General features: G+C 65.2%; 19 protein-coding genes. All 19 read right to left on the reverse strand.

Annotation, left to right across the window (positions count from 1 at the left end):
• Positions 1-28: 28 nt before the first annotated feature.
• Positions 29-1,249: an acyl-CoA dehydrogenase family protein gene (locus tag EN990_RS10890; protein WP_127368556.1), complete on the reverse strand. Its 1,221-nt coding sequence runs from the start codon at positions 1,247-1,249 to the stop codon at positions 29-31.
• Positions 1,250-1,278: 29 nt separating this feature from the next.
• Positions 1,279-2,067: an alpha/beta hydrolase gene (locus tag EN990_RS10895; protein ID WP_013533082.1), complete on the reverse strand. Its 789-nt coding sequence runs from the start codon at positions 2,065-2,067 to the stop codon at positions 1,279-1,281.
• A gap of 12 nt (positions 2,068-2,079) precedes the next feature.
• Positions 2,080-3,096 (reverse strand): alcohol dehydrogenase catalytic domain-containing protein, encoded by a 1,017-nt coding sequence (locus EN990_RS10900; protein WP_127368555.1) that lies wholly within the window; start codon positions 3,094-3,096, stop codon positions 2,080-2,082.
• Positions 3,093-4,139 (reverse strand): branched-chain amino acid ABC transporter permease, encoded by a 1,047-nt coding sequence (locus tag EN990_RS10905; protein WP_127368554.1) that lies wholly within the window; start codon positions 4,137-4,139, stop codon positions 3,093-3,095. Before EN990_RS10905 ends, EN990_RS10900 begins: the two co-directional genes overlap by 4 nt.
• Positions 4,136-4,999 carry a branched-chain amino acid ABC transporter permease gene (locus EN990_RS10910; protein WP_013533085.1) on the reverse strand — a complete coding sequence of 288 codons (864 nt, stop codon included), beginning with the start codon at positions 4,997-4,999 and terminating at the stop codon, positions 4,136-4,138. Before EN990_RS10910 ends, EN990_RS10905 begins: the two co-directional genes overlap by 4 nt.
• Positions 4,986-5,714 (reverse strand): ABC transporter ATP-binding protein, encoded by a 729-nt coding sequence (locus EN990_RS10915; protein ID WP_013533086.1) that lies wholly within the window; start codon positions 5,712-5,714, stop codon positions 4,986-4,988. Before EN990_RS10915 ends, EN990_RS10910 begins: the two co-directional genes overlap by 14 nt.
• Positions 5,711-6,439 (reverse strand): ABC transporter ATP-binding protein, encoded by a 729-nt coding sequence (locus EN990_RS10920; protein ID WP_127369574.1) that lies wholly within the window; start codon positions 6,437-6,439, stop codon positions 5,711-5,713. The genes EN990_RS10915 and EN990_RS10920 overlap by 4 nt, the downstream gene beginning before the upstream one ends.
• Positions 6,440-6,464: 25 nt before the next feature.
• Positions 6,465-7,772, reverse strand: a complete 1,308-nt coding sequence (locus EN990_RS10925; protein WP_127365425.1) for an ABC transporter substrate-binding protein — start codon at positions 7,770-7,772, stop codon at positions 6,465-6,467.
• A gap of 63 nt (positions 7,773-7,835) precedes the next feature.
• A complete protein-coding gene (locus EN990_RS10930) occupies positions 7,836-8,654 on the reverse strand; it encodes an SDR family NAD(P)-dependent oxidoreductase (RefSeq protein WP_013533089.1) in 819 nt (272 codons plus the stop codon).
• Positions 8,654-9,544: an intradiol ring-cleavage dioxygenase gene (locus tag EN990_RS10935; protein ID WP_013533090.1), complete on the reverse strand. Its 891-nt coding sequence runs from the start codon at positions 9,542-9,544 to the stop codon at positions 8,654-8,656. Before EN990_RS10935 ends, EN990_RS10930 begins: the two co-directional genes overlap by 1 nt.
• Positions 9,545-9,554: 10 nt before the next feature.
• On the reverse strand, positions 9,555-11,309 hold the full coding sequence (locus tag EN990_RS10940; RefSeq protein ID WP_127384523.1) for an FAD-dependent monooxygenase: 1,755 nt from the start codon (positions 11,307-11,309) through the stop codon (positions 9,555-9,557).
• The gene (locus tag EN990_RS10945) at positions 11,309-12,358 is read right to left on the reverse strand and encodes a branched-chain amino acid ABC transporter permease (protein WP_127367996.1); all 1,050 of its coding nucleotides are present in this window, start codon (positions 12,356-12,358) and stop codon (positions 11,309-11,311) included. Before EN990_RS10945 ends, EN990_RS10940 begins: the two co-directional genes overlap by 1 nt.
• A gap of 10 nt (positions 12,359-12,368) precedes the next feature.
• On the reverse strand, positions 12,369-13,232 hold the full coding sequence (locus tag EN990_RS10950; RefSeq protein ID WP_127367995.1) for a branched-chain amino acid ABC transporter permease: 864 nt from the start codon (positions 13,230-13,232) through the stop codon (positions 12,369-12,371).
• Between the two features lie 67 nt (positions 13,233-13,299).
• The gene (locus EN990_RS10955; RefSeq protein ID WP_063171519.1) at positions 13,300-14,001 is read right to left on the reverse strand and encodes an ABC transporter ATP-binding protein; all 702 of its coding nucleotides are present in this window, start codon (positions 13,999-14,001) and stop codon (positions 13,300-13,302) included.
• Positions 14,001-14,717, reverse strand: a complete 717-nt coding sequence (locus EN990_RS10960) for an ABC transporter ATP-binding protein (RefSeq protein WP_127367994.1) — start codon at positions 14,715-14,717, stop codon at positions 14,001-14,003. Before EN990_RS10960 ends, EN990_RS10955 begins: the two co-directional genes overlap by 1 nt.
• 59 nt (positions 14,718-14,776) lie before the next feature.
• Entirely contained in the window at positions 14,777-16,051 is a 1,275-nt protein-coding gene (locus tag EN990_RS10965) for an ABC transporter substrate-binding protein (RefSeq protein WP_127367993.1), read from the reverse strand.
• A gap of 27 nt (positions 16,052-16,078) precedes the next feature.
• A complete protein-coding gene (locus tag EN990_RS10970) occupies positions 16,079-17,143 on the reverse strand; it encodes a maleylacetate reductase (RefSeq protein ID WP_127367992.1) in 1,065 nt (354 codons plus the stop codon).
• Complete coding sequence (locus EN990_RS10975; protein WP_064995005.1) at positions 17,140-17,799, reverse strand: dienelactone hydrolase family protein; 660 nt, start codon at positions 17,797-17,799, stop codon at positions 17,140-17,142. The genes EN990_RS10970 and EN990_RS10975 overlap by 4 nt, the downstream gene beginning before the upstream one ends.
• Complete coding sequence (locus tag EN990_RS10980; RefSeq protein ID WP_127367991.1) at positions 17,796-18,755, reverse strand: VOC family protein; 960 nt, start codon at positions 18,753-18,755, stop codon at positions 17,796-17,798. The genes EN990_RS10975 and EN990_RS10980 overlap by 4 nt, the downstream gene beginning before the upstream one ends.
• Position 18,756: the final 1 nt, after the last annotated feature.

Raw genomic sequence — 18,756 nt, forward strand, 5'->3', positions numbered from 1 at the left:
GGATGGGTCCGCCGTCCGGCCCTTGCGACTACTTCTTCTCGATCAGATCGTAGAACTGCCAGGTGCGATCGCTCCACAGCCCGCCGATGTCGCGGCCGGCCGAGGTGACGATCGATGGCGCGATCGTGAAATGGTTGGCCGCCACCATCATCTCGCGGAAGGTGCGCTGGATCACACCGGCGCGCAGCGACGCGCCGCCGCCCGCGCGATAGGCGAAGTTGCAGATATCGACGCCAACCTCATGAATCTCGGATTTGGCCAGATGGACAAGGCTGATCTGCCGCGTCGATACGCTGTTGCCGGCTTCGACCGTCGCCTCGATGTCGCGCCAGACTTCGAAGACAAAGGCGCGGGCAGCGCGATAGCGGGCTTCGGCGCGGCCATAGTCGTGCCAGAATTTCTCGCTTTCGCCGATCAACCCGGCGCGGCCTGACTTGCTGCGGGCGAACTTGGCGATCTCGTCCAGCATCCGCCGCCCGGTGCCGAGTGCCCAGCCGGTATGACCGATGGCGGCGAGGCCGACGACACCGAGACTGAAGAACTCCTTCTGGCGCAGTGGCGGCGCGGTCAGGATCGGGAAGACGAGATCGTCGGCGATGAAGACATCCTCGGCCGCATAGTCGATGCTGCCGGTTCCACCGAGGCCCAGAACGTCCCAATTGCCGAGCTGCTTGTGCTGGGAGATCGGCGCATGGGCGCACATGATGATCACATTGCCCCTATCGTCCTTGGCGGGCTTGCCGGTGCCGTCGTCGACGAAGGCGGCACTGTGGCTATAGGTGGCGTGGCTGAAGCCGCTGCCATAGCTCCACTTGCCGTTCAGCCGGTAGCCACCGTCGACCTTCTTCAGCATGCCGAGCGGCGCCCCCTGTCCCGAGAAACGGTTGTCGGAGCCCGGCGCGAACAGCCGCTCGACCGCGCTGTCCGGCAGAAAGGCAGCCGACATCGCGCCGATGCAGCAATGCACCATGGAAACCCAGCCGGCCGCCCCGGAGTGCCAGGTGATCGCCGCCAGCAGTTCGAGACCCTCGGTGGGTCGCAACTGCGCACCGCCGAGGCTCTCCGCGGCAAAGATATGCGACATGCGCAGCGGCTTCAGCAGCTCGAACGTGGCCGCAGTCAGTTCGCCATTCTCCTCATCGGCGGTGGCGTTGGCTTCCAGGACCGGTCCGATCTCCGCGATCTTCCTGAGCAAGTCGCGATAGTCGGTGGTCGTCCCCCACGAGCTGTGCTTGATGGGTTTGTTCATCGTGTTCTCCTCCTCCTTTTCAAATGCGATCAGCCGGCGAAGAAATCGCCGATCTTCCTGAGCGTTTCGGGTTTCTCCTGCATGACGAAATGGCCGGCCTCCTCGACGAGGATCAGGCGTGCGTCGGGCAGCGCCTCGACGAAGAGCGGAGCCTGTCCCGCCGGCAGCATACGGTCCCTGGTGCCCCAGACGACCAGTGTCGGATTGGCGATGCGCGCCAGAAAGCGCCGCAGGTTCGGATGCCCCATGCCGAACGGCGCCAGCAGCCGGCCGAGCGTCTCGCCTTCGCGGGCGCGATCGGCGCCGAAGGCCTCGGCAAAGGCGGCGTCGGAACCATCCGGGAAGTAGCGCAGCGCCACCGAGACGTCTTGCGCCAGATAGGCCGGCAACTCCTGCGGCGCGACCGCGCCGAGATCAGTGGCCGGATATGCGGGGTCGTTGAGCCCTGCCGGCGCGATCAGCACCACCTTGTCGAAACGCTCGCGCGCAAGGCCAGCGAGTTCGGTCGCCATCCAGCCGCCCATGGAAAAGCCGATGAGATGAGGCTTCTCCGGCAGACGGAGAACATCGAGCAGATTCAGATAGTGTAAAACCATGTCGGACATCGTAGCGACATGCGGCGCCGGGCCAGAAAAGCCGAAGCCCGGATGGCTCGGGCAGAGCACGCGGAAACGGTCCGCGAGGCCCTCGGCAAAGTCGAAGCCTTCAAGCGTCGAGGCGCCGTGCAGGAACAGCACGGGCTTGCCTCTACCGATGGCCATCACCACCGTTTTCGTGCCATCGATATCGTATTCGAGCGTTTCGAATTGAACGGCCATTTTTCACTCTCCTCAAACAAGGTCCGGCTGGATCAGCACTTTGCATTGCGTGGTGCGGCGGCGAAGGCTCTCGAATATCTGCGGAACCGGCGAGAGGTCGATCCGGTCGGTGATCAGAGCTTGCGGTGCGAAAGGTCCGCCTCGAAGCGCATCGAGGGCGACGCCGAATTCGTTGCGCTGATGGAAGAAGACCGAAAACAGCAGGTTCACTTCCTTCGTCAGCGCAAGGAACGGGTCCCACTGGTCTCCGCCAATGCAGAGGCCGACCCCGACCACCGTGCCCTGCAGCCGGACCGCCTCGACCGCCGCGCCGATGAGGCCACGCTTGCCAACGCATTCGAAGACGATGACGGGCGCTCCGCCGCAGAGATCGGTGAGGTTCTCGCTCAGCTTTTCGCCGGAAAGCGCGAAGCCGGTCGCGCCGAGAGCAAGCGCACGCTCGCGCTGATGGCCGTGGATGTCGGCCACCACGACACGCGATGCCCCCATGCGCCGCGCCCAGAAGGCGACGAGCAGTCCGATCGGCCCGGCACCCAGTATGGCGACCCGATCCCCCGGCTTCATGCCCGAACGGACGATGCAATGCAGGGCGACCGACAGTGGCTCGGCCAACGCACCATCCTCGAGTGCTACATCGTCGGACAGGATATGACATTGGCGTGCGGCCACGGTCGCGTATTGCGCATAGCCGCCGCCGATCAGCTCCATCTCGTGACAGCGCGCCGGATCGCCGCGCTCGCAGGCCTCGCAGTGTCCGCAACCGCGCATCGGCACGACAGCGACCCGGTCACCGATCCGAAGGCCCGTTGCCTCCGATCCGACCGCGACGATGTCACCGGAGAATTCATGGCCGAGCACAAAGCCTGCCTCGATGCCGAAAGGCACCGGATCCTCGGTGATGTGCAGATCGCTGCCGCAGATGCCGCAAGCGGCGACACGCAAGACGACCTCGTCCGGTGCTGGCGTCGGGTCCGGCACCGTGCCGATCCGCAGTGGGACCCCGACCTTATCGAAGATGGCGGCTTTCATGAAATCCTCCTCGTCAGCGGTTCGGGGTCGACGAGCTTGCGTCGGATCGGGAACCATGGTGCATCCCACCGCTTCGAGATCAGGCCCCAGATGCCCGTCCGGGCGTAGAGCGCCACCAGAAGCGTCATCAGGCCGAGGACGACGAAATAGGTTGCGCCATATTCGCCGAACCAGCGGTCCGCGATGAAGAAGATCAGCGATCCGATCAGAACGCCCTCGATGGACCCGATCCCGCCGACCATGACGATGAAGATCGCGACGTTCGCCCACATCGGGTCAAAGGCCGAACCGGGGGTGATGCGCAGCTGCGCCATAAAATAGATCGCGCCCGCGAGACCGCAGCCGACCGCCGACGCGACATAGATCAGGAAGCGTAGCTTCACGACATTCACGCCCTGGCTGGCAGCTGCAACCGGATTGTCGCGTATGGCGATCAGCGCAAGGCCGAAGCGCGAGCGAAGCAGCCAATAGCTGCCGCCCAGCGTGACGAGCAGCATCCCCGCACAGAGCAGCGACATAGCGACATTCCGCTCGAAGGCCGAATAGTCCTTCATCACGCGAAGCGACATGCCCGCGCCGGAATTGACGAGCGGCAGGTTCGAGGCGGTCAGCCGGAAGACCTCGGCCACCACCCATGTGCCGATCGAAAAATAGGGGCCATCCAGGCGATGCAGCAGCAGGTAGATCGGCACGGCCAGCGCGGCCGGCACCAGGAGCGACAGGAAGACCGCCACAAACGGATTGATGCCGTAGGTCTGCGCCAGCACGAAAAGCGCATAGCCGGCGGCGCCCATGAAGGCGTGCTGGCCCACGGAGACGAGGCCGGCATAGCCGGCGAGCAGGTTCCACATCTGCGCGACGGCGATATAGCAGCACAGCACCAGAACCGACCGGATCGTGCCGGTCGAAGCCCACCACGGCATGACAGCGACAGCGACCGTGGCCAGCACCGCCAGCGTCATCGCAATGCGACCGGACCGGGTCTGGCGCTGGACCACGACTTCGGGCACCTCGGTTGTTGCCACATAGGGAATCGCACTCATGACAATGCCTTTCCGAACAGGCCCTGTGGGCGGGTCGCCAGCACGACCAGGAAGACGATATGTCCGGCAAGCACGCCGAAGCCCGGATCGATGCGGAAGCCGATGGCCTGCGAGATGCCGAGCACCATCGAGCCGACGAAGGCGCCCCATACCGTCCCCATGCCGCCGATGATCACCGCTTCGAACGCGTAGATCAGCTGGGCAGGTCCGTCGGCCGGAGCAACAGTCGACCGCAGCGCCTGGAAGACGGCTGCAAAACCGAGAATGCCGACCGCCGCCGCTGTCGCCATCGCATAGACGGCGCGCGGGTTGATGCCGGTCATCGCCGCCGCCTCGACATCGGCCGACGCGGCGCGGAGCGCGCGACCGAAGCGCGTGCGCTTCAGCGTCAGGTCGAGGCCTCCTGTCAGGCCCGTGGCAACGGCCAGCACGATCAGCGGCAGGAGACCGACATAGATGCCGCCGATCTCGATGGACTGGCTCTCGATCCCATGGCCGGGCAGCGATCGGCTGTTCGCGGACCATATCTGGAGCATCAGGTTCTGCAGCGCGATCGACAGTCCGAAGGTCGCGATCAGCGAGGGCAGCGGATCGCTGCCCACCACGCGGTTCAGCACGGCCTTCTGCAGCACCCAGCCCATCAGCACCGCGAGCGGCACCAGCACGATCAGCACCGGCAGCGGTCCCAGACCCCAAGCCGTGGCGATCGAGATGCCGATCAGCGACAAAAGGATCACCAGATCGCCATGGCTGATGTTGACGATCCGCATGACGCCGAACATCAGCGCCATGCCGAGTGCATACTGGGCATACATGCCGCCCAGCAGGACCCCCTGCACCAAGGCGTCAAACCACTCCATGGCCCGCTCCAAAATAGGCTTTGCCGATCTGCTCGCGCGTGATTTCGGCGGACCTGCCGGTCAGGGTCACGCGGCCCTCCAGCATGCAGTAGAGGCGGTCCGTGGCGGTCCGGGCGAGGCCGACATCCTGCTCGACCACGATCATCGCCGTTCCGGTGGCGCGGATTTCGGGCAAGGCGGCATAGATTTCGCGGATCACCTTGGGCGCGAGACCAAGGCTGATCTCATCGCAGAGCAGCACGCGCGGCTGGCAGAGCAGCGCGCGGCCGATCGCCACCATCTGCTGCTGCCCGCCCGAGAGGCTTTGCACCTGGGTGCGAGCCTTCTCCTTGAGGATCGGGAACAGCTGGTGCAGACGCGGCAGCGTCCATCCGCCCTTGGCGCCCATGCGCGCGGCCTGGTCGATGGCGACGCGCAGATTGTCCTCGACCGACATGCCGGTGAAGAGGCGGCGGCCCTCCGGCACGATGGCGACGCCCTTCTGCACCATGCGGTCGGTGGCGGTGCCGCCGACCGGCTCACCGTGCAGCAGCACCATCTCGCGCCCGACCGGAAGCAGGCCCATGATCGAACGCAGGAGGGTGGATTTTCCGGCCCCGTTGGCGCCGATCAAGGCCACGGCCTCACCCTGGTGCAGCTCGATGTCGACGCCGTAGAGCGCCTGGAAGTCGCCATAGCGGGCCAACAGCCCGTGGGTGGAAAGAACGGCCGTCATCCCTCGATCCCCATGTAGACGCGCTGGACCTCGGGCAGCGCGATCACGTCGGCGGGCACGCCTTCGGCGATCTTCTCGCCGAAATTCAGCACCAACAGCCGGTCGGCCACCGCCAGCAGCGCGTTCAGCACATGCTCGATCCACACGATGGTGATGCCGCGGTCGCGGATGCGGCGCACCAGCGCCACCAGCGCCTTCGATTCATCGTCGGTCAGCCCGCCCGCGATCTCGTCCAGCAGCAGCAGCTTCGGATCCGACGCCAGCGCGCGCGCCAGCTCCAGCCGCTTGCGGTCGAGCAGAGTGAGAGCGCCGGCCGAGACATTGGCCTTGTCGGAGAGTTCGCACTCGCGCAGGACCTGGGCGCAGAAAGCATAGCTCTGCTTCTCGGACCGGCCGCCGCCGAAAGCGGCGGCGACCAGCAGGTTTTCGAAGGTGGTCATGCCGGAATAGGGACGCGGGATCTGATAGGTCCGCCCGATCCCCATCTGGCAGCGGCGGAAGGGCGGCTCGCCGCGGAGTGCCGTGTCGCCGAGCTGTATCTCGCCGCCGGACGTCTTCAAGTCGCCGCTGATCACGTTGAACAGCGTCGTTTTGCCCGCCCCATTCGGGCCGAGGATGCCCAGCACCTCGCCCCGATGCACGTCGAAAGTCACGTCATGCAGGACGCGGACAGCGCCGAAGGACTTCGACACCCCGTGCGCTTTCAGCAGGATTTCCCTACGCATGACTCTGCCCGCGTCCCCGCTCATGTCACCAGGCGATCGGCTGAATAGCCTGCTGCGGCGCGAAGAGCTGATTGACCGTGTTGTCGACGATCTTCAGGTCATAGGGCCATTTCTCGCCCTTCACCCACTGGCCGCCGAAGATCGGCGTCTTGCAGATGTTCTTGTGGGGCGAGCCGTCGAACTTGATATGACCGACCAGCGTCTGCAGATCGGTAGCGACCAGGGCGTCTCGGTTGGCTGTACGATCGAGCGGATTGGAAGAGCGCTTCAGGATGTCGAGCGCGACCTCGAGCAAGGCATGCGAATAGCCCAGCGGCTGCGTCCACTGCCGCTTCGAATCGACTTCCCATTGGCTGGCGATGTCGCTGCTGACCTGCCCGGTCAGCGACGACTTGAACGGGAAGGCCGGTGTCCACCAGACCTCCGAGGACATGCCGTTGCCTAGAGGACCCATGGCCTCGACACCCCCCGGGAACAGGAGTGCCGCCGCCACCGTGACCGCCTTCGGCTTGAAGCCCTGCTGGTTGCACTGGGTGACGAAGGTCTTCAGATCGTCCGGATAGGTAATGCCGCCGATGATCTCGCAGCCCTGCTTCTTGAACTCGGCGATCTGTGCGGAAAAATCATTGGTGCGGGGCTGGAAATAGCCGGGCACCACGACCTCGTAGCCGGCCTTGCGGGTCGGCGCTGGCAAGCCATATTCGTCGTTGCCCCAGGTCTCGCCGTCGATGTTCTGCGGAAACAGCATGCCGACCTTCTTGTTGGTCTCCAGATGGTTCCAGAGTCCGACGAAGGTGTTCAGCGCCTCGTCGAGGCCCCAGAAGAAATGATAGGTCCAGTCGAAGGTCTGCTTGCCGCCGCCGCGCGGCATGATCACCGCTTGCCAGGGAGCGCCGGAGGAAATGCAGGGGGTCTCATAAAGCTCGGCCTGCTCGGCCGCGGGCAGGATTGTGTCGGTGGTCGAGGCCGGTACGAGCAGATGCACCTCGTCGTTCAGGATGAGGTTGCCGGCGATTTCCGATGCCTTGTTCGGATTGGACTGGCTGTCGCGATCGAGTATCTCGATCTCGTAAGTATTGCCGTCGGCACATTGCAGCTGGCCGCCGAGCAGTGCGCGGATTTTCTGCAAGGTGTAGCCATCCGTTTCACCAAACAGGGCGAGCGGCCCGGTCGTGGGGCTGAGATAGCCGAGCTTGATCTTCCCCGCCGTCGCGGCGCGCAGATAGGTCGGCATGCCCAGCGTGCTGGCGGCAACGCCGGCTCCAATCCCCTTCAGGACGCTTCGGCGGCTGGGCCGCAAGCCCGATTTCACCAGTTTGTTGTAGTAGGTCATTGTCGGTTCCTCCCTGGGTTAAGTTTCTCCGGCCCACGGGACCGGTCTCAGTTCAAAGCTTGTTCAGGTCATCCTCAGCAGCGAGCCGCCATCGATGACGATCAGCGAGCCCGTCACGTAGGACGCGGCCGGCGACGCAAGATAAAGCGCCAGGCCCTTGATCTCTTCAGGGTCACCGATCCGGCCGATGAGCGACTGGGCCTCGAAGGCCTTGCGGTCCGCCGGATTGCGCAGCCGGCCGCCGGCGATGTTGGTGATGAACGGCCCGGGCAGGATTGCGTTGATGCGGATGTTGTAGGCGCCGAGCTCCATCGCCATGTGGCGAACGAGATGGTTCACCGCGGCCTTGGCGGGCATGTAGGGTGTACCCACGATGCTCTCGTTGATCAGCGAGGCGATGGACGACGTGACGATGATCTGGCCGCCGCCATTCGGCTTCATGTGCCGCACGGCATGCTTGATCGTGGTGTAGACCGAGGTCAGGTTTATCTCGATCACCTTGTCCCAGTGCTCGTCGGGCAGGTTCTCGATGGCGCCCTCGGGGTTCCTTTCGCCCGTCGGGGTGTTGAAGCCCGGCCCGGCGTCGATCCCGGCATTGGCGAACACGACGTCGATCGAGCCGGCCTTCTCGGCCACCTTGTCGAAGGCGGCCGCCATGGCCGCACGGTCGCCGACATCGACGACCTGGCCCCAGACATCGCCACCCGCCGCCCTGATCGCCGCCACGGTCTTCTCCAGCCCGGCAGGGTTCAGGTCGAAGATGCAGACCTTCGCCCCGTGCTCGGCCATGATCTCGGAATAGGCCTGCCCGATGCCGCTGGCGCCGCCGGTGACGATCACCGACTTGCCTCTGACATCGAACATCTTCTCAAGTGCGGCCATCAGTTTCCTCCCTTGCGCGACAGCACGAAATCGAACTCTACGTCGTAGAACGGCGCCGCGACCTCGACCCTGGCCGCGGCTTCGGCGTCCTCGACCTTGCGGAATTCGGCGAGCAGGCTTTTCTTCACGCCGAAGACGGCATCTGAATCGATGTACGGATCGTCCGGATCGAAGATGTGCGTGGTCAGCGCGTCGAAGCCCTCGGCCTCGACAATGTAGTGGAGATGCGCCGGACGATTGGGGTGGCGGCCTAGCGCGCCCAGCAGCTTGCCGACCGGACCGTCATCCGGGATCGGGTAGTATTTGGGCTTCACGCCGCGGAACCAGTAACGTCCGTCCGCACCGGTGCGGAACACCCCGCGCAGATTGAAGTCGGGCTGGATGCCCTTCTGCTGCACGTCGTAGAAACCCTCGTCATTGGCCTGCCAGACGTCGATCTTGGCGCCTGCGATCGGGTTACCCTCGGTATTGAGGATGCGGCCATGCACGAACATCGGCTCGCCCTTCTGGTCGAGGCAGATGTTCGATCCCATTGGCAATTCGGGCGCGTCGGCGACGTGGAAAGGCCCCAGCACCGTGGATTCCGAGGCACCCGACGGCTTGCGGTTGTTGATCGCATCGACCAGCATCGAGACGCCGAGAACATCCGACAGCAGGATGTACTCCTGCCGCCATTCGTTGCAGATCTGGCCCGTCTGCGTCAGGAACATGATCGCGCCGAACCATTCCTCCTGCGTCGGCTCGATCTCCTTCACCGCCTCGTGCAGCTTTCGGGTGATGACCTCCATCACCTCTTTGAGCCGCTCGTCTTTGGCGTTCCTGTTGCGCGCCACGACGACCTCGGCCGAGTTCGCCTCGGTGAAATAGCCGGATTCGTGTTCGTCGATCATGCGATCCTCCTCAGCGCGCCAGAACGGATTTGAAGACCCGGCGCAGTTCGGCCGCCGGATCGGCCGCGAGCGTTTCGGAACGCCAGGCGACGTGGTGGTCGGGACGGACGACCAGGCAGCCGGTGTCGCGGATCTCCCGCGCGCCGGCCCAGTCGCCGGTATGATCCTCGATCGTGCGGCGCGGGCCGATCACATGGCTGCGGATCGGCAGACCGAGCTCCGCGCCCACCGTCTCCGCCGCGGCGACCCACGCCTCGCCGCCAATACCGGTCAAAAGCGTGAACTCGCCATGCCCGCAAAGATCGAGCGTCGAGACCTTCCTGCCCGAGCGCTCGAACACCCAGACATGCGGCAAGCGCGCGCCCGGCCACGTCGTTGGCGCATAGTGCAGCTCGCGATCCTTCTCGAATGCCGGCTCGCGCTGGCCGTCGGTCACCACCGCGCCGGACGCATAGCGCTGGTTCATCTCGACGCCATGGGCGTCGAACTCGTACTTCTTGAAGGCGATAGCCTTGCGGAGCGCCTCGCGCTGCGCTTCGGCCGCGGGCGTCGCGTCGGCGCGGGCCTCCATGTTCCTCTGGATCTTGTCGTGATCGACGCCGCCATCCATGCCGAGCGCCTCGAAGATCGGTCCGAATTCGGCAATGGACTGGTTCGCCCGCGTCACGATCTGGCGCGCGATCGGTGCGCGCTCGGCAGAGTAGCTATCCAGAAGCCCGATGCCCGCCTGCCCCTTGACGACCTTGGCAAGCTTCCAGGCGAGATTGAACCCATCCTGGATCGATGTGTTCGAGCCGAGCCCGTTCGAGGGCGGATGCCGGTGCGCGGCGTCGCCCATGATGAACACCCGCCCCTTCTGCATGTGCGTGGCGAAGCAGTTGTTCACCGTCCAGGTGTTGGCGCCCAGGAGCTTGATCTCGAGCGCGGGATCTCCGACCAATTGACGCGCGACCTCGGTGGCCAGTTCCGGCGTTACCTCCGGCGGCGGCTGGTTGATGTCGTAGCCCCAGACGATCAGCCACTCGTCCCACGGCCGCACCATGCGAACCAGACCCATGCCGATGCCGCCGACGTCGGCGCCGGGCTGCATGACCCAGTAGAGGACGCTCGGCCGGTGCGCGACGTATTTCGACAGATCGGCCCTGAACAGGATGTTCATCGAGCCGCCGACGCCCATCTTACCGTCGAGCGGCAGGCCCAGATGCTCGGCCACCAGCGAGTTGCCGCCGTCGGCGCCGACGAGGAACTTCGACCGCACGGTGAAATCCTTACCCGACAGCCGATCGCGGCAGGTCGTGGTCACGCCGTCCGCATCCTGGACATGGCCGACATATTCCGTGCTCATGCGTGCCTGCGTCCCGCGGGCGCAGGCCGACTTGAACAGGATCGGCTCCATGAAGGTCTGGGGCAGATCGTTCATGAAACAGGGAGACGACAGCAGATGTTCGGCCTTGGAGAGCGGCGCTGTACCCCAGCTCTTCATGCGGCCGATCTCCTCGCCGGCCAGGCTTTCGCAGAACACGTTCTCGCCCATCAGTTCCTGCGGCGAGGCGTGCATCATGGCCTCTGCCTCGACATCCGGACCGAGGTCCCGCAGCACTTCCATGGTGCGCTGGTTGGTGATGTGGGCACGCGGCGTGTTCGACAACCAGCGATAGCGATTGACGATCATGTTGGCCACGCCGTAGCTCGACAGCAGCGCGGCGGTGGCCGAGCCGGCCGGGCCAGTGCCGACGATCAGCACGTCGGTTTCGATATCCGCCATCAAATTCCTCCCTCGATCTTCGGACCGGTCAGCCTGCGGCGGACCGGAAACAGGTGCAGGCCATTGCGGGACGCGATCAGGCCCCAGAGCCCCTTTGGCGCAAAAAGCATCACGACAACGGCGATGAGGCCGAGCGTCATCAAGTACCAACTGCCGTAGTCGGCCAGCGCCGAGCGCAGCGCAAAGAAGACCAGCACACCGAGGATCGGCCCCTCGATGGTGCCGATGCCGCCGATGACGACAATAAAGATGACGTTGGCGGTCCAGTCGGTGACGGCAAAGGCCGCGCTCGGCGAGATGCGGGCCGTCTGCAGGAAAATCAGCGCGCCGGTCAGCCCGGTGGCAGCCGCGGCGATCAGAAAGACCGCCCATCTGAGCCGGGCGGTATCGACGCCCACCGATTGCGCCGCGTCGACATTGTCGCGCACGGCCGCCAGCGCCAGCCCGAGGCGGCTGCGCAGCAGCCAGTAGATGCCGCCCGTCACGGCCACGACCAGCGCCAAAGCCAGCCAGTAGGCCATGACATCGCGTGCCGCGGCCTCGCGGACGCCGAACAGCGCCCGGACCGCATCGGTGCCCAGGATGCTGCTCGTCGCCTCGCGCGGCAGCGACGTGCCGGTGCCGCCGCCAAGTGCCTTCCACTGCGCAACCAGCAGGCGCGTCACTTCGGCGATCACCCAGGTGCCGATGGCGAAATACGCGCCCTGCAAGCGGAACGCGAAAAAGGCCGTCGGAACCGCCAGCACCAGTGCCGCAAGGGCGCCCAGCGGGATCGCCAGGACCGGATTCCAGCCGAGCAGGATCACGCCGGCGAACATCGCGTAGGCGCCGATGCCGACGAAAGCCTGCTGGCCCACCGAGACCAGGCCGCCATAGCCCGCCAGCAGGTTCCAGATCTGCGCCAGCGTCAGCATGGTGAGGATGAAGAACAGATCCTGTATGACACCACGCGAGGCCACGGCAGGCAGCGCGAGCGCGGCGACGAGGAAGAGCGGCACAATGATCGCGGTCACGGTTCCGGCGCGGGTGCGGGTTGTCAGTCGATACATGCCGCCCCCCTCAATCCACTGCGCGCGGAAAAAGTCCGCGCGGCCTGAGCAGCATCACGGCCAGGAAGGCGATGTGGCCGGCCAGTATCTGCCATTCCGGATTGAGCGCGGCGCCAAACGTCTGCGCCACGCCGATGATGATCCCGCCGGCAAGCGTTCCCCACAGGCTGCCGAGGCCGCCGATGATCACCGCCTCGAAGGCATAGATCAGCCGCGCCGGTCCGATCGAAGGATCGAAGTTCGCGCGCATGCCGAGATAGAGCGCCGCCAGCGTCACCACGACCATGGCGATCCCGGTGGCGATCGCGAAAATCCGCTTCGGCTCTATCCCCATCAGCCCCGCCGTCACGGCGTCGTCCGAGGTGGCGCGGAAGGCACGGCCGAGGGCGGTGTGGTAAAAGAGCGCGTTGAGCGCAATGATCGTCACGATCGCCGAGGCAAAGGTCATCAACGGCATGATCCCAACCGTGACCAGCCCTAGATCGAGCGATGCCCCTTCCAACGCGCCCACCGGAATGCGGCGGCTGTCGGCGGAGAAGGCCTCGAGCAGGCCGTTCTGCAAGGCGACCGACAGGCCGAACGTGACCAGAAGCGGCGGCAGGATGTCCTTGCCCAGCATGCGGTTCAGGACGGCGGCCTGCAGCAGCCAGCCGAGCCCGAACATCACCGGCATGGCAATCAGGGCAGCGATCCAGGGCGACAAGCCGAGCAGCGTGACGCCCATCAAAACCAGATAGGCGGCAAGAATGATGAGGTCGCCATGGGCTAGGTTCACCAGCCGCATGATGCCGAAGACGAGGCTCAACCCTGCTGCAAACAGGGCATAGAGCCCGCCCAGCAGAATCCCCTGCACGAGGGTGTCCAGCCAGATCATCGCCGCGCCACCTCGATCAGGCCACAAGGGTGCTGTGCGAGCAGACGACCGAGCCTTGGTTCCCGCGTCATGCCGCCACTCCGAAATAGGCAGAGTGGATATCTTCGCGCGTGACCTCGGCCGCCCTGGCGGCCAGCGTGACGCGACCCTCCATCATGCAGTAGACGCGGTCGGCCACTGCCAGCGCCTTGCCGATATCCTGCTCCACCAGCACGATCGCGGCGCCGCCTTGGCGGATCCTGGGAAGTGCTGCGTAGATATCGCGGATGACGACGGGCGCGAGGCCAAGGCTGATCTCGTCGCAAAGCAGCAATTCGGGGTTCGACATCAGCGCCCGGCCGATCGCCACCATCTGCTGCTGGCCACCCGAGAGCGCGGTACCGGGGCTCTTGCGCCGCTCGCCCAGGATCGGGAAAAGGTCATAGACCGCGTCGAGGCTCCACGGCCCCTGCACCTTACGCGCCTGCCCGCCGACCAGCAGGTTTTCCTCGACGGTCAGCGAAGGGAACAGCCGGCGCCCCTCCGGCACCATGGCGATGCCGCGCTTCATGATCTCGGCCGAAGACAGCGCGCCGATCGGCTCGCCCCTGTGCAGCACCATGCCGGGCGCGTTGCCGATCACTCCGGTGATCGAGCGCATCAGCGTGGATTTGCCGGCGCCGTTGGCGCCGATGATCGCCACGCATTCGCCCGCGGCCACGGTGATATCCACACCGAACAGTGCCCGGAACTGGCCGTAATTCGCGGTGAGGCCGCGCGTTTCCAGCATCAGACCTCGAGCCCCAGATAGATTTCGCGAACCGCCTTCGAGGCCATGATCTCATCAGGCGCGCCGATCCCGATCACGCGCCCGAAATCCAGCACGAGGAGCCGCTCGACCACCGAATTCAGGGCATGCAGCACATGCTCGATCCAGATGATGGTGGTTCCCCTCGCGTGGATGGCTCTGATCGTCGCGACCAGGGCCTTGCATTCGCGCTCCGTCAGCCCGCCCGCGATCTCGTCCAGAAGCAGAAGCGCGGGGCCTGTCGCCAGGGCGCGGGCGAGTTCCAGGCGCTTGCGGTCGAGAAGGCTCAACGAGCCGGCCACGAAATTGGCTTTCCTGAGGAGCTCCGTCGCCTCGAGGATACCAGCGCAATCCTCGACCATCTCGGCCTCGCGTCCGCCGCGGCCGAAGGCGGCGGCGGTCAAGAGATTCTCGAACACGGTCAGCCCCTCGAAAGGCTGCGGAATCTGGAAGCTGCGGCCGACGCCCATGCGCACCCGCTCCATGGCCGGAGCGCGGGTCACGTCGCGGCCGAGGAATTCGATGCGGCCCTCATTTGCAAACAAGTTTCCGGTGATCAGGTTGAAGAGCGTCGATTTTCCCGCGCCGTTCGGGCCTATAATGCCCAGCGCTTCGCCGCGCGGCACGCTGACGGTCACGGAATCCGCAACCTTCAGGGCGCCGAAGGACTTCGAAACGTTTTCCAGCCTGAGTATCATCACAGTCATCCTTGGGTCGCGCCGAACGAGGGCGGCGGTATCAGCCGCCCCCGGCAGCGTCAGGCCAGGGCTTCCATCTTGCCAGCGGTGGGAATCTCGGTAGCGCCGGCGTTCTCGACGATCACCAGATCGAACCCGCCACCGGCCTTCTTCCGCCACTGGCCGCCAACGAGCGGCGTCTTGCAGACGTTCTTCGCGGCGAAAGGCGGCAGTCCCGCACCGCTCCATGCCACTTTCCCCACCACCGTCGTCATGTCGGTGGCGGCTATGGCCGCCGCGATCGCCTCGGCATTGGTCGGATCCGAAACGCGCCCCATGACATTGGCCGCCACCTCGAACAGCGAATGGACAAAACCGATCGGCTGCGTCCAGGGACGCCCGGTCTTGGCGGTGAAATCCGCCGCGATTTCCGCCGAGCTCTCGCCCGTCACGGACGATTTGAACGGATGCGAGGCCGACCACCAGACCTCGGATGAGAGGTTGTGGCCAGCATCGCCCAGCGTCTCGACCGATTGCGGAAAGAGGATCGCTTTGGCCACCGTTATCGCCTTGGGCTTGAAGCCCTGCTGGCGGGCCTGGTTCCAGAAGGTGGTGAAGTCCGGCGGAATGACCACACCGGTGACGATCTCGGCATTGGCTGCCTTGAAGGCGTTGACCTGCGCAGTGAAATCGTCCGACAGGTTCTGATAGCGGCCGGGATCGGCAAGGCTGAAACCGGCGGCATCGAGGCCCGGCTTCAAGCCGTTCTTCGGATCACCCCAGGCATTGCCGTCGGCATCGTTCGGGAACAGCCCGCCCACCTTGCCGTTGGTGGAAAGCTGCTTCCACATACCGGTGTAGACGGCGATGATGTCTTCGAGACCCCAGAAATAATGATAGGCAAAGTTGAAAGGCTTCCACGAGGACGGATCGGCCGGACTGCCCTGCTGGCCGATGAACCAGGGCTGCCACGGCGCCATCGTCGAGATCACCGGCACGCCCTCCGCCTCGCAGGTGGTGGCCACCGGATTGGTGTTCTCGGGCGTCGAGCCGACGAGCATCAGGTTGATCTCGTCATCGACGATCAGGCTCTTGGCCACCTCGGCCGCGCGATTGGGGTTCGACTGGCTGTCCTTGACGATGACCTCGAAGTTCTTGCCCGCGTCGGAAGCGAGGAAGGCCTTGATGTTGTAGTCATCGCTTTCCGCGAAGCCGGCGAGCGGCCCCGTCTGCGGCGAAACATAGCCCAGGCGGATCTTGGCGCCTTGCGCGATGGCCGGCGTCGCCAGACGCGAACCGGCGAGCGCCAGGCCTGTCGCCGCCGAGGCTTTCAGTAGGCTGCGTCTTGTGATCATGTTTGGTTCCTCCCTTTCGTTTTGTTCTCAGTCCCCCGGACGGCGTCCCTCCCACGCCGCCTGAAGGAGTTCCCTTATCGATCCCGGATCAATCGGCCTTGGATTCGCATAGGCATTCTTCACCGCGATTGCCGCCGCGCGGTCGAGATCGGCCTCCTCGATGCCGATCGCCTTCAGGCTCAGCGGAGAGCCGACCGACTGTGCGAAATCCCAGAGCCCACCGCCCGCCGAACCACCACCGAATGCCTCAGCGATCGGGCGCAGCAGATCGGGCACCGCCGCTTCGTTGAAGGCGGTCGTGTAGGGCAGCAGGATGGCGTGGGTTTCGGCGTGCGGCGTGTCGAACGAGCCGCCGAAGACATGCGCCAGCTTGTGGTGCAGTGCCATCGAGACATAGCCTAACGCGGTCGAGCAGCACCACGCCGCATAGAGCGCCTGCGTCCGCGCCGCGCGATCCTGCGGATTGCCGATCAATCTTGGAATGCCTTCCCGGAAGGCAACCATGGCATCCTTGCACATCAGCACGATGACCGGATTGCGGTCGGGGGCATACAAGGCTTCCATCGCATGAGCGATCGCGTTCATCGCCGAGGTTACGGTGAGATTTACCGGCAGGCTCAGTGTCAGATCGACGTCGTAGATCACCGTCTCTGGGCGAATGTCCGGCGAGCGGCGGGTGGTCTTCTCGCCGGCTGCCGTCTCGCCGAGTATGTCGGTCATTTCCGAGCCGGCATATGTGGTGGGAACGACCACCTGGTCGGCGCCCGTGCGCACGGCAATGGCCTTGCCGAGCCCGGTGGTCGAGCCGCCGCCGAGGCTTACGACCACCGAAGCGCCGCTGCGGCGGAAGGTATCGATGGCCTTTTCCGTGACCTCGACAGGGGTATGCATGACCGCGCCGGCAAAAATCCCGGCGGCGAGGCCACCAAGGCTTGCGGCCAGCCTTTCCGCATCGCCCTTCTGATGCGGCGTCGAAAGCACCATCACCTTTTCATGGCCGAGCCGCCGGACTTCGTCCTCGACGCGAGCCATGGTGCCGGCACCGAAGACCACCCGTGTCGTCAGGCCCGGAAAGGTGAAGCTGTCCATCATCGCGCCGCCTCCATGCGCGGGCCACGCCCGGCCGCGAGGTCGTCGAGGATAGTGCCCAGCATGGCAATCTCGGCGTCCGAGACCTCATGGCCGCGGCCCGGGAACAGATCGGCCCGCAGGCTCGCGCCAATCCGGCCCAGCGATTGCGCGGCATCGGCAAACGCCGAGACCGGTATCCAGGGATCGGCATCACCACCGGAAAGATAGATCGGCATTCCGGCCGGCGCCGCCTCGGATCTTTCGTCCGCCGGAACGCCGACACGGCAGCCCGTGAAGGCCGCCAAAGCGTCCGGCGGCGGCAGCCCCGCACAGAGATATTCGATCGAGAGACACGCCCCTTGCGAGAAGCCCGCGAGAAGCAGCGGCAGTCCGGGCAGTTCGGCACGCGCCGCAACCATTGCGGCCGCAAGGTGGTCGAGCGCGTCAGAGAGCTGTGCGCGGGCGACCGGCGTCAACGGGTCGACGGCACGCGCCTCCCACCACATGCCGTGCGGCGCGCGCGGCAGGATGAAGGCCACGGCCGACGCGGAAAGCCGCGACAGCACATGGGACTGCATCTCTTCGGGCGATTGGCCGCGGCCGTGGACGAAGACGCAAATCGCCTTAGCCTCGGGGCCTCTTGGCCCAAGCCGGAGCGGACCGCTGCCTGAACTCACGCGAAATCCGCCTGTTCCAGGCCGGCCTGCAATTCGCTCTCGCGGTCCTTGAACCAAGGCGGGAAGACCAGCGTCTTGCCGATCTGGCCCGGAGGCTCGTCCTTGGCCCAACCTTCCGGCGTGGTCCAGGCAATTTCGAACAGCGCGCCGCCGGGCGAGCGGACATAACAGGACTTGAAGTAGTTGCGGTCCTTCTGCTCCGATATGTCCGTGAAGCCGAGGCCCTCGATATGAGCGCGCAGCTTCAACTGGTTCTCTTCGTCGCCGGTGTTGAGGGCGAGGTGGTGGATCGTGCCTCCCGCCAGAGTCCAGGTGCCCTGCGGGCTGTCGCGGTCGACAATGACCTCCACGCGCTGTGCGACGCCGGCCGCATCCGGCACGCGGAACACGAGCCCCTCGTGGTCGTCGGCCTCTTTCTCCATCGGCAATGCGATGGTCAGGAAGTCGTCCATGGCGGTGCGGTCCATCACCGCCACCACGGCGCCGTAGATTCCCTTGATGCCGTGGGCCTTGCCGATGCCCTGCGCCTCGTTGGTGATGGGCGCGCGGGGATCCCTGTCGCTTTCCACCAGCTCATGCGGGATGCCGCAGGGATGTGCGAAAGCCGCACGGTCGGCGCCAAAACGGGTGATCTTGATGGCCTCGATGCCGCGCGCATTCAACCGGTCGACCCAGAAATCCGCGGCGCCCTTGGGGATCGACTGCATGATGGTGCGCGACTGATTGGACCCGCGGCGGCCATAGACGCCCGGCTTGCGGAACGGGAAGGTGGTGATGATCGTCGACGCATCGCTATTGGGCGAGCCGTAATAGAGGTGGTAGACCGGGATGACGCCGTCGAACAAGACGGTGCGCTTCACCGAATGCAGGCCGAGCGCCTTGGTATAGAAATCAAAATCTTCCTGAGCGCTGTCGGTCGAGAGCGTCAAATGGTGGTAGCCGCTGATACGTGCCATC

The sequence above is a fragment of the Mesorhizobium sp. M7A.F.Ca.US.005.03.1.1 genome (assembly GCF_003997975.1).
GTDB classification, from domain to species: Bacteria; Pseudomonadota; Alphaproteobacteria; order Rhizobiales; family Rhizobiaceae; genus Mesorhizobium; species Mesorhizobium ciceri.